This is a genomic window from Micromonospora sp. CNZ285 (assembly GCF_004637285.1).
On sequence record NZ_SPQD01000001.1, the window covers coordinates 5,901,273 to 5,914,216 of the forward strand.

Consider the following 12,944-nt stretch of genomic DNA (forward strand, 5'->3'; position numbering starts at 1 on the left):
GGGCGGGGGACTCGGCGACCCGGTCGGGCAGCGGGGGAGGGGCATGGCGGACAACCGGTCCTCGGAGGGGTTCGGCCGCCGCCTCGACGAGCACGCCATCGACGCGGGCGCGGCCGAGCCGGAGCGACCCGACGGGCTGGTCGACAGCGGCGTCTACGTCGGCGGCGTACGCCGGGCGTCGCCTGTCACCCTCGCCGACACGTTCCGCTGCCTGCAACACCTCGACGACGCGATGGCCTGGATCGGGCTGCGCCGGCCGGGCCGGGAGGAGATCGCCTCGCTCGCGGCCGAGTTCCAGCTCCCCGACCTGGCCGTCGAGGACGCGATCAACGCCCACCAGCGTCCCAAGCTGGAACGCTACGGCGACACCCTGTTCGTGGTGCTGCGCGCCGCCCGCTACCTGGACGCCCGGGAGGCGGTCGAGTTCGCCGAGCTGCACCTGTTCCTCGGCCCCGGTTTCGTGATCACCGTGCGGCACGGCGGCACACCCGACCTGGCCGGCGTACGGCGGCGGCTGGAGGCCGAACCCGAGGTGCTCGCGCTCGGCCCGGAAGCCGTGCTCTACGCCGTACTGGACCGGGTGGTGGACGGCTACGCGCCGGTGGTGGCCGGGCTGGAGAACGACATCGACGAGATCGAGACCGAGGTGTTCGGCGGCGACCCGAACGCCAGCCGCCGCATCTACGAGCTGAGCCGCGAGGTGATCCAGTTCCAGCGGGCCGCCCGGCCGCTGCTGAAGGTGGTCGACGCGCTCACGCACGGCTTCGACAGGTACGGCACGGACGAGGAACTGCGCCGCCGGCTGCGCGACGTGGCCGACCACCTGACCCAGGTGGTGGAGCGGGTGGACGGGTTCCGGCACCTGCTCCAGAACATCCTCACCGTCAACGCCACACTGGTGTCGCAGGCGCAGAACGAGGAGATGCGCAGCCTGACCGCGGCGAGCTTCGAGCAGAACGAGGAGATCAAACGGGTCTCCGCGTGGGCGGCGATCCTGTTCGCGCCGACCCTGATCGGCACCGTCTACGGGATGAACTTCACCCACATGCCGGAGCTGGACTGGCGGTACGGCTACCTGTTCGCGGTCACCCTGATGCTCGCCGTCTGCGGCGCGCTCTACCTGCTGTTCAAGCGCCGCGGCTGGCTGTGAGCCGGGCCCTGCGCGCCTCGGCCCCGGCCGCCCGCCCTCGGTGATCCACTAAAGTGTCCGGGTGGCTACCCCCCGTCGTCCGCGCGTCGTCCGGCTCTCGTGTGCCGGAGGGGAACGCTGATCGGGGACACGGTTCCGGCCCCGCGTGGCGGGCGCCGGACCAGTGACGGAAAGCGTGGGCTGGCCGGCCACTGTGCCCGGATCGTCGCGTCCCGGCCGTTCGAGGTGGCCATCGTGGTGCTCATCATGGCCAACGGCGTGGTGCTGGGCATCGAGACGTACCCGAACCTCGGCGCGGCCGGGCCGGTGCTGCGGTGGACGGAGTGGATGTTCCGGGCGGTCTTCGTCGTGGAGATCACCATTCGGGTGCTCGCGTACGGCCGCCGCCCGCAGGACTTCTTCCGGCACGGCTGGAACGTCTTCGACCTGCTGGTGACAGCGGCCATATTCGTCCCGGGCCTGCACGGCGACTCGGCGGTGCTGCGGTTCATCCGGGTCGCCCGGGTGCTGCGCCTGGTGCGCTTCTCACCCGGCCTGCGGACCATCGTGGCGGCGCTGTGGCGCAGCCTCCCCGGCGTCGCGGGTTTCCTCGCGCTCGCCGCCGTCACGCTCTACGTGTACGGCATGGCCGGCTGGCTGATCTTCGGCGACCGCTATCCCGAGCAGTACGGCGACATCGGCCGCTCGCTCGTCACGCTGTTCGTGCTGCTGTCCCTGGAGACACTGCCGGACCTGCTGGAACAGGGTCTGGAGGTGTCGCCGTGGACGCTGCTCTACTACGTCAGCTTCGTGATGATCGCGGTGAACCTCCTGCTGAACATCCTCATCGCCGTCATCGTCAACTCGATGGAGGAGGCGCGGCGGCTGGAGATGACCGAAGGGCTGGCGTCCGACTACGACTCCGACGGGGACGGGATACCGGACGAGGTGGACCGGATCGCGATCAGCCAGCGCCTGGACGACCTGCGCATGGTGATCGCCGAGCTGGAGCGGGAACTGCGCATCGACAGGGAGGAGGCGCCCGGCGCGCCGCGCCGCCGGCAGCCCTCGGACCACTGATCAGGGACGGTCATGACAGTTCCGTGACGAAAGCGGCTCCCGGGTTTGGCCGACTGGTTGATCGGGGCAACCAGGCTGACGCCAACACATTTGAGGGAAGGGACGCCTCTCGTGGAGATCACGGGCTTCTTCACCGCGCTCATCATCGGTCTCATCATCGGTGCGCTCGGGCGCCTGGTGGTGCCGGGCAAGCAGAACATCCCGATCTGGCTGACTCTGCTAATCGGTGTGGTCGCCGCGCTCGTCGGCACGCTGGTGGCCGGCGCGTTCGGCGTCGACGACACCCCCGGCATCGACTGGATCGAGCTGGCGCTCCAGGTCGGCTTCGCCGCCGTCGGCGTCGCCGTCTTCGCCGGCCTCTACGGCCGCCGCCGCATCTGAGGCACCCGACGGGGCTGCTTCCGCACGTCGCGGAAGCGGCCCCGTCGTGTCACTCCCGCCAGCCGGTCAGCTCGACGCCCTTGGCCAGCTCCACCCGGAAGCCGAGTGCGATCTCGCCGTTCTCACCCGGCGCCAGCGACAGCCGCCAGGTCAGCTCGCCCAGTTCCGTACGCTCGGCCGGCGGCGGCGTCAGCGCCGTCTCGCGTACCACCACCGCCTCGTCCCGGGACACCGGAAGCTGATCCCGCACCTCCACAGTGGCCGGCCGGGGCGTGTGGTTCGCCACAGTGATGCGGTACTCCACCTCCCGCCGCCGCGTCGACCCGAGCGTGGCCTTGCTCTCGGTGCGCCGGGACAGCTTCCGCTCCACCCGCAGCCGGTCGTCCACCCCGAGCGCCAACTCGGTCTCCTCGCCCGGCGCCCACGTCTTCAGCCGCGTCGCCGCCACGAAATCGGCACCGTGGAAGACCGACGCCGGGCCGGGCAGCAGCGTGTGGTCCGACGTGTTGCGGACCGTGGCCCGCAGGTGCGCCTCGGCGGCGCGTACCGGCACACTCACGTGGTCCAGCCGGGCCGGCAGCTCCAGCACCGCGATCGTCACCCGGTGCGCGCTGCCGTCCGCCGACACCGCCACCGGCCGCGCGGGCCGGTAGGTGGCCGCCGTCACGCCCTGCTCCACCTCGGCGACGCTCTCCCGCACCGCCGCAGCCCGCGCCGCGCGGGGACGACCGCCCCCCGCCCCCGGCGCCGCGCCGGGCGCCGGGGGCGGCGCCGTGCCGCCGAACGACGCGGCCGACACGGCCATCGGCGGCTCCGGCCGGAACCGGTCGAGATACCAGGGCGACAATTCGGGTACGCCGCTCGCCGCCGCCGGCCGGGCGGTGGAGAGCTGGAGTTCGCACTCCGGCCAGTCCTCCCCGGTGCCCTGGCTGACCAGCCCGAACCAGGTGACAGTCATGGTGTCCTCGACCAGCCGCAGGTCGTAGGAGGGCGTCCAGCGGGCGCCGTCCACCAGGTACGTCAGCTCCAGCTCCACCTCGGTGTCGTCGGCGTCGACGGAGACGGACACCTCGGCGGTCAGCCGGTCCGGCTCTCGCTTGCCGCGCGCCGCGTCCAGCTCCCGGTCGACGGCGGCCAGCTCCTCCGCCAGCTCGGTGCGCCGCCGGGCCAGCCCGCGCCGCCGGGCCCGCGACTCGGCGAGCTGACCGGCCACCGACTCGGTGAAGGCCGCGACGTCGGCCGGGGCCGCGTCGCCCGCGGCCAGCGCCCGGGCGTACGTGCCACCCGCGCGCTCGGCCAGCCGGGTGAGGAACTCGCCGCGCTGGTCCTCGATCCCGTCGGTGTCACCGGCCTCGGCCAGCTCGTCCGCCAGTTCGCGCCGCCGCCGTTCCAGCTCGACCACCTGGGCGTCGGTGCTGCGGGCCTGCCGCCACGCGGCCACGTCCACCCCGAGCACCGTCACCGCGCCCCGGCCACCCACCCGGATCGAGTCGCGGCGCAGGCCCAGCGGGAGCGGGGCGACGCGTACCCGGTGGTCGCCGACGGTCAGCCGGACGCGGCCGCGGCGGGTGACCCGGGCGCGGTCCGGGTAGACGGTCACGCCGACGACAGGCGCATCGATCTCCAGAGTGTCCACGGCGGCGAGGGTAGTTCAGCCGCGCCCGCGGCGGGGCTACCGCAGATGGAGCCGCTGGTCGACGGCGACAGCGGCCAGGTCGCGCGCGGTGAACGGCAACGGGGGCGCGGGCCCGGTGGACCCGGCTCGACGAGCCGACCGGCATCGTGATCGGGCTCGACCGGCACTGAGGTGTCCTCCACCACGTCGCGGCGAGGCCGCTGAGCCGCCGCGCACCCACGGGAGGCGATCAGGGCGGATTTCTGGCACGGTGTCGGGTAGCGACGGGTGTGCGGTTGAGGGGGAGTGGTGGAGTTCTCGGTGACGACCAGGCAGGGGCGTGTCGGCCCGGTGATCGAGGTCGCCGGCGACCTGGACATGGCCAGCGCACCGACGTTGCGTGACCGGTTGCTCGAGGTGGTGGAGACCGGCGCCCGGACGGTGGTCGTCGACCTGACCCAGGTCGGGTTCGTGGACTCCAGCGGCCTGGGCGCGCTCGTGCTCGTCTACAAGAACCTGCGGGAGCGCGACGGCTGGCTCGGTCTGGCCGTCGTCCGCCAGTCGATCCGCAACGTCTTCTCGATTACCTCGGTGGACCGCGTCATCCCGCTCTTCGGCACCGTGCGGGACGCCGAGGACGGCTCACCGGCGGCGGTGCGCTGAGCGCTCCTCGTCGGGACTGACGCGGGCGGTGTCGGCGCCGGCGGTGCTGTGCCGGGGCCCGTGGTCGCCGTACCAGTCGACGACGAGCAGCGTGGCGTCGTCGGTCAGCGCCGGCCCGGCGATCTCCAGCACCGCGTCGGACAGCGCCCGCACCGCCTCGCGGGGATGCAGGTGGGAGAGGCGGAGCAGGGCGGCGGGCAGGTCGAGGTCGGCGGCGTTGCGGTCGCGCATGCCGTCGGTGACCACCACCAGCCGGTCGCCGGGCCGCAGTGGCAGCTCCCCGCTGCGGTAGCCCTCGCCGGGGAACATCCCGAGCGGGAAGTTGCCCGGCAGGTCCACCGGTACGACCCGGCCGTCCCGGACCAGCATCGGTGGGACGTGCCCCGCGTTCACCAGTTCGCAGCGTCCCGTGGTCAGGTCGATGCGGCCCAGCACGGCGGTGACGTACGCGCCGCGCACGTTCGCGTTCTCCGCGACGGCCCGGTTGGCCTCCTCGGCCTGGGCGACCAGGTCGGCGCCACGCCGGCGGGTGTTGCGCAGGCTGCCCACGCCGAGGGTGGCGGTGAGCGCGCTCGCCACGCCGTGGCCCATCGCGTCGGTGACGCTGAGGTGCAGCAGGTCCCGGGCCAGGCTGTAGTCGAAGGTGTCGCCGCCGACGCTCGCGGCGGGTTCCAGCCAGCCGGAGAGGGCGAAGGCGCCGGCCTCGCAGGTGAACGAGGCGGGCAGCAGGCGGCGCTGGATCTCGGCGGAGAGGCTGAACGGGGTGGTGCGCTGTCCCCACTCGAACAGGTCGGTGTGTCTGCGGTTGGCGATGACCACGAACGCCAGCGCGTGCGCGGTGCGGGCGACCCAGTTCACCACGTCGCCGTCCGGCTCGTCGGGCAGGTCGATCTCCAGCAGGCCGATCGCCTCACCGCGGTCGGTGACCGGCGCCAGCACGGTCCAGGCGCCGTCGCCGGGGACGACCACCGGGGCCTGCTGACGGAGCGCCTGCTCGTAGGGCCCGCCGTCGAAGGGGAGGACCTCGGCGTCCTCCTCGCCGTGACGCCGGCCGGTGCCGCCGCCGGCCGGCTGGTGCGTCAGCCGGACCAACGCACGGCCGCTGAGGTCGGCGATCAGCAGCGAGACACCGCGCGCGTTCAGCGCCGTGGCGATGACGCCGGTGACGGCCTCGACCGCCTGCACCGGGGCGGCGTCCTCGGCCGACTGCAACATCCCGGCCAGCACCGCCTGCTCGCTGTCCCTCACCCCCTGAGCATATTCAGCGCGCCGGACGTCCGCCTCGCGAGCGACACCGGGGCGGCGGGTCGCCGTCATCGACCAGAGGTTATTGCATATAGTTGGCAACTACCGAATAGTGGCGGTAGCGGGCGCTCCGGCACGCGATGATCGATCCTCGCCGCAGCGCCCGCCCGCTGCCACCCGCAGACGAGTGTTCGAGGGGTTGCCGGTGGCGATCAGACCCAAGCCCGTACGCGTGGCAGTGCTGCTCGCCGCCGCCCTGCTCGCCGCCGCCGGCTGCTCGTCGCCCACGGCCTCGACAGGCGGCCCGAACAGCGCCGGCACGCTCGTGGTCGCCACCGCGGGCGAGCCGGACACGCTCAACCCGGTGCTCAACTACGGCGTCGACGGCGCGTCGCTGATCTTCGACGGGCTGGTCGCCCGGGACGCCCGCAACGAGTTGGTGCCCGCCCTGGCCCGCGAACTGCCCACCGTCTCGGCGGACGGGAAGACGGTCACCGCGAAGCTGCGCGAGGGCGTGCTGTTCCACGACGGTAGCCCGCTGACCGCGCAGGACGTGGTGTTCACCTACCAGGCGGTGCTCGATCCGGCCGTCGACTCCACGCTGCGCTCCGATCTGGACATGCTCGCCTCCGTCACCGCGCCCGACCCGGCGACTGTGGTGTTCACGCTGAAGTACGCGTACGCGCCGTTCCTGCAACGGCTGGCGCTGGGGATCGTCCCGGCGAAGGCCTTCGCCGGGCAGGACGTCAACAAGGCCGCGTTCAACCGCAAGCCGGTCGGCACCGGCCCGTACCGGTTCACCTCCTGGACCCCCGGTGACCGGCTCGTGCTCGCGGCGAACGAGACGTACTGGGACGGCAAGCCGGCGAACTCCGGCGTGGTGGTGGCGTTCGTCGCCGACGACAACGTCCGGGCCCAGCGGATGCGGGCCGGCGAGTTCGACGCGGCGGAGCTGGCGCCGAAGCTCGCCTCCGGGTTCGAGAACCGGAACGGCTACCGGGTGCACCGGGTGCCGACCGCCGACTACCGGGGCGTCATGCTGCCGATGGGCAACCCGGTCACCGGCGACCTCGCGATCCGGAAGGCGCTGAACGTCGCGGTGGACCGGCAGGCCATGGTGACAGGGGTGCTCGGCGGTGCGGGGGAGCCCGCGTTCGGGCCGGTGCCGCCCACGTCGGAATACGCCGAGCCGTCGATCGCCGGCAGGCCCGCCGCCGACACCGCCGCGGCGACCGCCGCACTGGACGCCGCCGGGTGGAGGCCCGGCCCGGACGGCATCCGCGTCAAGGACGGGCGGCCGGCCGCGTTCGCGCTCCTGTACCCGGCCACCGACAGCCTGCGCAAGGAACTGGCCCTGGCCGTCGTCGCCGACGCGAAGAAGGTCGGCATCACTGTCACGCCGGAGGGTCTGACCTGGGACGCGATCACCCCGCGGATGGGCCGCGACGCCCTGATGATGGGCTACGGCACGCCGTACGACCCGGACTTCGTCTCCTACAAGCTGTTCAACTCGGCCTTCGCCGGACAGGGCTTCTTCAACCCCGGTTCGTACCGCTCGGCGGTCACCGACGCCGCGTTGCGGGCCGGCCGGGACAACGCCGACCCGGCCGCCCGCAAGGCCGCGTACGCCACGTTCCAGAAGCGGCTCGCCGCCGACGTGCCGTGGGTGTTCCTCACCTACCTCCAGCACACCTACGTGCTGAAGGACGCCGTGACCGGGGTGACGCCGCGGGTCGAGCCGCACGAGCACGACGTCGCCAACAGCATCTGGTGGAACGTGCACACCTGGACGAAGAAGTCGTGACGGCGCCCGTGACCGGCCGGCGGCGACTGGCCGGGGCGGGTGCCGTGGTCCGGCGGCGGCTGCTGGTCGCCGTACCGGTGCTGGCGGCCACCAGCATGGGCATGTTCGCCCTCGGCGCCGCCTCCCCGATCGACCCGGCGCAGCAGTACGCGGGCGCGGCGGCGTTCACCACGAGCGAGGAGAACCTCGCGCAGATCCGCGCCAACTGGGGCGTCGACGACCCGCTGCCGGTGCAGTACGCCCGCTGGGCCGGGAACCTGCTGCGCGGCGACCTGGGCTGGTCGACGAGCCGGCACGAGCCGGTCACCTCGGTGCTCGCCGCCCGGGCCGGCTGGACGCTGCTGCTCGTCGGCACCGCGCTCGCCCTGGTGCTGGTGGCGAGCGTGCTGCTGGGCACGCTGGCCGCGTACCGGCGCGGCGGCTGGTTCGACAGGGCGCTGCGCGCCGTCGCGTACGCGGTGCAGTCCATGCCGGTGTTCTGGATCGGTCTCGCGGCGATCGCCGTGTTCGCCCTCAGCCTCGGCTGGCTGCCCGCCGGCGGGCTCACCGACATCACCGCCACCGGCACCGACCCGGCCGACGTGGCCCGGCACCTGGTGCTCCCGGTGACGGTGCTGGCGATCTCCCAGGCGCCGTGGTTCGTGCTGTTCGTCCGCGACGCGGTCGCCGAGAGCCTGCGCGACGACCACGTCCTGGCCGCCCGCGCCAGAGGGCTCCCCGGCCGGGTCGTCCTGTTCGGACACGCGCTGCGGACCGCGCTGCTGCCGTTCCTCACCCTGGTCGGCACGCACCTGCCCGAACTCGTCGGCGGCGCGGTCCTGGTGGAGACTGTGTTCTCCCTGCCCGGCCTCGGCGCGGTCACCGTCGAGGCCGCGCTGGGCGCCGACTTCCCGCTGCTCGCGGCCACGACGCTGGCCACCACCGTCGTGGTGCTGACCGCGAATCTGGTCACTGACCTCGCCTACGCCGCCGCCGACCCCCGGGTACGCCTCGATGACTGACCTCGCCCTCCCCGCGCGCGTCCGGCGCCTGCGCCGAACCGGCGGTGTCGGCACGACCGTCGCCGTCGTCGTGCTCGCCGGTGTGGTCGCCGCCGCGCTGCTCGCCCCGGTCCTGTGGCCGCTCGACCAGAGTGCCGTCGACCTCTCCCGTACCCGGCTCGCGCCCTCGCCGGAGCACCTGGCGGGCACCGACGACCTCGGCCGCGACGTGGCTCTGCGCAGCCTCTACGGCCTGCGCGTCTCGCTGCTCGTCGGCGCGGTCGCCGCGCTCGTCGCGGCGGTCATCGGCGGCCTGGTCGGCGCCGTCGCCGGCAGCGTCGGTGGCTGGGTGGACCGGGCGCTCATGCGCGTGGTGGACACCGTCGCCGCGTTGCCGCACCTGCTGCTGGGCATCTTCATCGTGGCGATGCTGCGCCCCAGCCTCGGCGCGGTGATCGCGTCGATCGCGTTGACGCACTGGCTGTCCACCGCCCGGATCGTCCGCTCCGAGCTGCTCAGCCTGCGCAACCGGCCGTTCGTGGACGCCGCGATCTCCGGCGGTGCCGGGCGCGTCCGGGTGCTCACCCGGCACCTGCTGCCGCACGTGCTGCCGCGCCTGGCGCTGGCGACCACGCTCATGGTGCCGCACGCGGTCTGGCACGAGACCGCGCTGTCGTTCCTCGGTCTCGGCCTGCCGCCGCACCTCGCCTCCATCGGCAACATGATCAACGACGGGCAGCGGTCGCTGCTCACCGGCGCCTGGTGGGCCAGCATCGTCCCCGGCCTCCTGCTGGTGGCGGCCACACTGGCGCTCGCCGTGCTCACCGGCCGGTGGCGTGACCGCCTCGACCCGCGCGTCCGATCGGAGCTGCACCTGTGACCGCCCCGGCACTGCTGACCGTCGACGGGCTGACCGTCCGCTTCCGGCTGCGCGACGCGGTCGTGCACGCCGTCACCGACCTGAGCCTCACGCTGCGGCCCGGCGAGCTGCTGGCGGTGGTCGGTGAGTCCGGGTGCGGCAAGTCCGTCCTCGCGCACGCCCTGCTCGGCCTGCTTCCGCGCAACGCCGCCGTCACCGGGCAGGCCCGCCTGCACGCGCCGGGACGCGAGGAGGTCGACCTGATCGGCGCGGGGGAGCGGCACCTCGCCCGGCACGTACGCGGCCGGGGCGTCGGCCTGGTCCCGCAGAGCCCCGCCACCGCGCTCACCCCGGTGCGTACCGGGCGGAAGCTGCTGGAGGAGACGCTGCGCGCGCACGGGCACACCCGTCGCGACGCGCCGGCCGCCGCCGACCGGATCGCCGCCGAGGTGGGTCTCGACCCGGCCGACCTGGACCGGTACCCGCACGAGCTGTCCGGCGGCATGGCCCAGCGGCTCGCCACCGCGCTCGCGCTCGCGCCCGACCCGCCGGTGCTGCTCGCCGACGAACCCACCACCGGCCTGGACCGGCCGCTCGTCGACCACACGCTGGACCTGCTGCGCCGCCGCTGCGACACCGGCGCCGCCGTCCTGCTCATCACGCACGACCTGACCGCCGCGCGCCGCGTCGCGGACACCGTCGCCGTGATGTACGCCAGCCGGATCGTCGAGCACCGCCCGGCCGGGGCGCTGTTCGACGACCCGGCCCACCCGTACACCGCCGGTCTGCTCGACGCGCTGCCCGACCGCGCCTTCGTGCCGGTACCGGGCCACCCGCCGGCGCTCACCGACCTGCCCGGCGGCTGCGCCTTCGCCCCGCGCTGCGCCCGCGCCGCCGGCACCTGCGCGACGCTGCCGCGCCTCGCCGCCGGCGGCGCGGGCCGGGTCGCCTGTCACCACCCGCTGCGCGAGGAGGTACCGGCATGACGCTCACGGTTCCCGGCGCCACCGACGCCGCCGCCCCGGGCGCCACCGACGCCGCCGGGCTCGCCGCGCACCAGGTCTCCGTCGCGTACGGCGGCCAGCGCGTCCTCGACCGGGTCGACCTGCACATCGCCCCGGGCGAGACGGTCGGGCTGCGCGGCCCCTCGGGTAGCGGCAAGTCCACACTCGCCCGTGTCCTCGCCCTGCTGCACGCCCCGGACGGCGGCCACGTCACGATCGACGGGCAACCGCTCGGCGGCGTCCGCCACCGCCTGCCGGCGCACCTGCGTACCCGCGTCGCGATCCTGTTCCAGAGCCCGCGCGCCGCCACCGACCCGAGGCTCAGCCTCGCCGACATCATCGCCGAGCCGCTCCGCGCCACCGGCACATCCCGCGAGCAGGCGGCCGCCCGTACGGCGGAACTGGCCGACCTGGCCGGCCTCACCGCCGACCTGCTGACCCGCCGCCCGCACGCGGTGAGCGACGGGCAACTGCAACGCGCCTGCCTGGCCCGCGCCCTGGTGCACCGGCCGGACTACCTGCTCTGCGACGAGGCCACCGCGATGCTCGACGCCTCCACCCAGGCGCACGTCGCCGCCGTCATCGGCGACTACCAGCGCCGGCAGGGCGCCGGGGTCCTGGTCATCACCCACGACCCGGCGCTGATGGCCCGCTGGGCCACCCGGGTGGTGGACCTGCCGGCGGCGTGACGTCGCGTCACTCCTCGACCGGACGGCGTACGACGCCCAGCGCCCCGGCGACGACGGCCCCGAATCCGACGGCCATGAGCGGCATCCCCATCTCGAACGGCAGCTCACCGACCCAGTTGATGCTGTCGCGTTCCGGCAGCGCGCCCAGGCTCACCGCGACCACCGCACTGGCGAGGAACATCCCGGCCACCGCCGCGCCGACTGCGAGCTTGGCGCACGCCACGCTCCGCCCGGCCCAGAGGCCGGCCAGGACGGCGATCACCAGGGACACCACGACCAGCCAGGTCCAGCCGCCCTCGGTCTCCAGGTAGGCCCAGCCCGAGTACGACCACTGGTGGAGGCGGCTGGCGCGGAACCACGGGATCAGGTAGCCGAGCAGTGCGGTGGCGCTGCCGACCGTGAGCAGCACGTCGGGGGCCGGGCGGTACCAGCGAGGGGAGTCGTCCATGCGTCCGGAAGTTAGCAGTCACCGTCACCGTCGTGAGCGGGCGGCGGATCCGCGCGGACATGGCGGTGGCCCGGCCGCTTCGCCGCGACCGGGCCGCCGCGCGTGCGTTGTCAGCCGCCGAGGCTCGCGGCGGCGGACTGGATCGCCGAGGCGAACGTGCTGACCTGGGTGTAGACGCCGGGGTAGTTGGGGCGGGCGCAGCCGTTGCCCCAGCTCACGATGCCCACCTGGATCCAGGCGTTCGCGGCGTCCCGGCGGAACATCGGGCCGCCGGAGTCACCCTGGCAGGTGTCGATGCCGCCGCTGGCGTATCCGGCGCAGATCTCCTCGCTGGGGATGACGTCGCCGCCGTAGTAGCGGTTGCAGGTGGTGTCGTCGACGAACGGCACGCTGGCCTTGAGCAGGTAGCGCTGCTGCGCGCCGCCCTCCCGCGCGGCGCCCCAGCCGGCCACCGTGAAGGTGCCGTTGTCGTACGCCGTGGTGGTGGCGATCTTCAGCGTGGCGAGCGAGGTGACCGGGCTGGCGAGCCGGATCAGCGCCCAGTCGTCGCCGTTGCCGTTGTAACCGGGCGCCCGGTAGACGTAGTTGGAGCGGACCTGGATCCGGCTGGAGGACTGGAGGTCCACCACGCCCAGCGTGGCGGTGATGCTGGTGTTGGAACCGGTGCGGCCGACGCAGTGCGCGGCGGTCAGGACCAGTCGCGGGCTGTAGAGCGCGCCGCCGCAGCCCATCGAGAGCCGGACCATGAACGGGAACTCGCCCTGCGCGGCCCGGGTGCCGCCGACGACGTACGGCGTCATGTCCCCGGCCGGTGCCGCCGTGGCCGGCGCGGTCACGCCGACCGCTCCTGCGGTGACCACTGCCAACACGGCCGCCATCCGGCCGACACATCTACGCCAACGGACCATGGTCCCCTCCAGACATCGACTGTGTGCCGCCCGCCGGGGCCGCACGCGGTGGCAGGGAGCCTATGGGCAGACATCGATGCTTGGCAATGGATATGTGCATCCCGTCTGCGTCATACGCCGCGCGTGCCGGTGCCGTGTC

Annotated in this window: 13 protein-coding genes; 9 read left to right on the top strand and 4 right to left on the bottom strand. The window is 73.8% G+C overall.

Features of this window, described 5'->3' with window-relative positions; all coding sequences use genetic code 11:
• The first annotated feature begins 43 nt into the window (after positions 1-43).
• The 3 genes from CLT75_RS27165 (at position 44) to CLT75_RS27175 (ending at position 2,590) form a co-directional block, all read left to right on the top strand.
• Complete coding sequence (locus tag CLT75_RS27165) at positions 44-1,150, top strand: magnesium and cobalt transport protein CorA (protein ID WP_135243036.1); 1,107 nt, start codon at positions 44-46, stop codon at positions 1,148-1,150.
• Positions 1,151-1,249: 99 nt separating this feature from the next.
• Positions 1,250-2,209 carry an ion transporter gene (locus CLT75_RS27170; RefSeq protein WP_135243037.1) on the top strand — a complete coding sequence of 320 codons (960 nt, stop codon included), beginning with the start codon at positions 1,250-1,252 and terminating at the stop codon, positions 2,207-2,209.
• Positions 2,210-2,320: 111 nt separating this feature from the next.
• Positions 2,321-2,590, top strand: coding sequence for a GlsB/YeaQ/YmgE family stress response membrane protein (locus CLT75_RS27175; protein WP_135243038.1), 270 nt, complete (start codon positions 2,321-2,323; stop codon positions 2,588-2,590).
• A 49-nt stretch (positions 2,591-2,639) separates the two neighbouring features.
• Here the strand turns inward: CLT75_RS27175 and CLT75_RS27180 are convergent, their stop codons facing one another.
• The gene (locus CLT75_RS27180) at positions 2,640-4,226 is read right to left on the bottom strand and encodes a mucoidy inhibitor MuiA family protein (protein ID WP_135243039.1); all 1,587 of its coding nucleotides are present in this window, start codon (positions 4,224-4,226) and stop codon (positions 2,640-2,642) included.
• 300 nt (positions 4,227-4,526) lie between these two features.
• Here CLT75_RS27180 and CLT75_RS27185 point away from each other — a divergent pair, with 300 nt between their 5' ends.
• A complete protein-coding gene (locus CLT75_RS27185) occupies positions 4,527-4,868 on the top strand; it encodes an STAS domain-containing protein (protein WP_230651205.1) in 342 nt (113 codons plus the stop codon).
• Here CLT75_RS27185 and CLT75_RS27190 read toward each other — a convergent pair.
• On the bottom strand, positions 4,848-6,116 hold the full coding sequence (locus tag CLT75_RS27190; RefSeq protein WP_135243040.1) for a PP2C family protein-serine/threonine phosphatase: 1,269 nt from the start codon (positions 6,114-6,116) through the stop codon (positions 4,848-4,850). The two genes, CLT75_RS27185 and CLT75_RS27190, sit on opposite strands and share 21 nt — an antisense overlap.
• Before the next feature lie 202 nt (positions 6,117-6,318).
• Between CLT75_RS27190 and CLT75_RS27195 the strand changes: the two genes are divergently transcribed.
• Genes CLT75_RS27195 through CLT75_RS27215 form a run of 5 tightly spaced genes read left to right on the top strand, consistent with a single transcriptional unit; the run spans position 6,319 to position 11,449 of the window.
• On the top strand, positions 6,319-7,917 hold the full coding sequence (locus CLT75_RS27195; RefSeq protein WP_135243041.1) for an ABC transporter substrate-binding protein: 1,599 nt from the start codon (positions 6,319-6,321) through the stop codon (positions 7,915-7,917).
• Positions 7,914-8,918: an ABC transporter permease gene (locus tag CLT75_RS27200; RefSeq protein WP_135243042.1), complete on the top strand. Its 1,005-nt coding sequence runs from the start codon at positions 7,914-7,916 to the stop codon at positions 8,916-8,918. Before CLT75_RS27195 ends, CLT75_RS27200 begins: the two co-directional genes overlap by 4 nt.
• A complete protein-coding gene (locus CLT75_RS27205) occupies positions 8,911-9,777 on the top strand; it encodes an ABC transporter permease (protein WP_135243043.1) in 867 nt (288 codons plus the stop codon). Before CLT75_RS27200 ends, CLT75_RS27205 begins: the two co-directional genes overlap by 8 nt.
• Entirely contained in the window at positions 9,774-10,742 is a 969-nt protein-coding gene (locus tag CLT75_RS27210; RefSeq protein WP_135243044.1) for an ABC transporter ATP-binding protein, read from the top strand. Before CLT75_RS27205 ends, CLT75_RS27210 begins: the two co-directional genes overlap by 4 nt.
• Positions 10,739-11,449 carry an ABC transporter ATP-binding protein gene (locus CLT75_RS27215; protein WP_135243045.1) on the top strand — a complete coding sequence of 237 codons (711 nt, stop codon included), beginning with the start codon at positions 10,739-10,741 and terminating at the stop codon, positions 11,447-11,449. The genes CLT75_RS27210 and CLT75_RS27215 overlap by 4 nt, the downstream gene beginning before the upstream one ends.
• A 7-nt stretch (positions 11,450-11,456) precedes the next feature.
• On the opposite strand, the gene CLT75_RS27220 is transcribed toward CLT75_RS27215, so the two are convergent.
• Both CLT75_RS27220 and CLT75_RS27225 read right to left on the bottom strand, forming a co-directional pair.
• Entirely contained in the window at positions 11,457-11,897 is a 441-nt protein-coding gene (locus CLT75_RS27220; protein WP_135243046.1) for a hypothetical protein, read from the bottom strand.
• A gap of 110 nt (positions 11,898-12,007) precedes the next feature.
• Complete coding sequence (locus CLT75_RS27225; RefSeq protein ID WP_135243047.1) at positions 12,008-12,805, bottom strand: serine protease; 798 nt, start codon at positions 12,803-12,805, stop codon at positions 12,008-12,010.
• Positions 12,806-12,944 lie beyond the last annotated feature (139 nt).

Excerpts from the sequence above, each read along its gene's own strand:
- CLT75_RS27165 (WP_135243036.1), top strand. The coding sequence starts at position 44 with ATGGCGGACAACCGGTCCTCGGAGGGGTTCGGCCGCCGCCTCGACGAG.
- CLT75_RS27205 (WP_135243043.1), top strand. The coding sequence starts at position 8,911 with ATGACTGACCTCGCCCTCCCCGCGCGCGTCCGGCGCCTGCGCCGAACC.
- CLT75_RS27215 (WP_135243045.1), top strand. The coding sequence starts at position 10,739 with ATGACGCTCACGGTTCCCGGCGCCACCGACGCCGCCGCCCCGGGCGCC.
- CLT75_RS27220 (WP_135243046.1), bottom strand. The coding sequence starts at position 11,897 with ATGGACGACTCCCCTCGCTGGTACCGCCCGGCCCCCGACGTGCTGCTC.
- CLT75_RS27225 (WP_135243047.1), bottom strand. The coding sequence starts at position 12,805 with ATGGTCCGTTGGCGTAGATGTGTCGGCCGGATGGCGGCCGTGTTGGCA.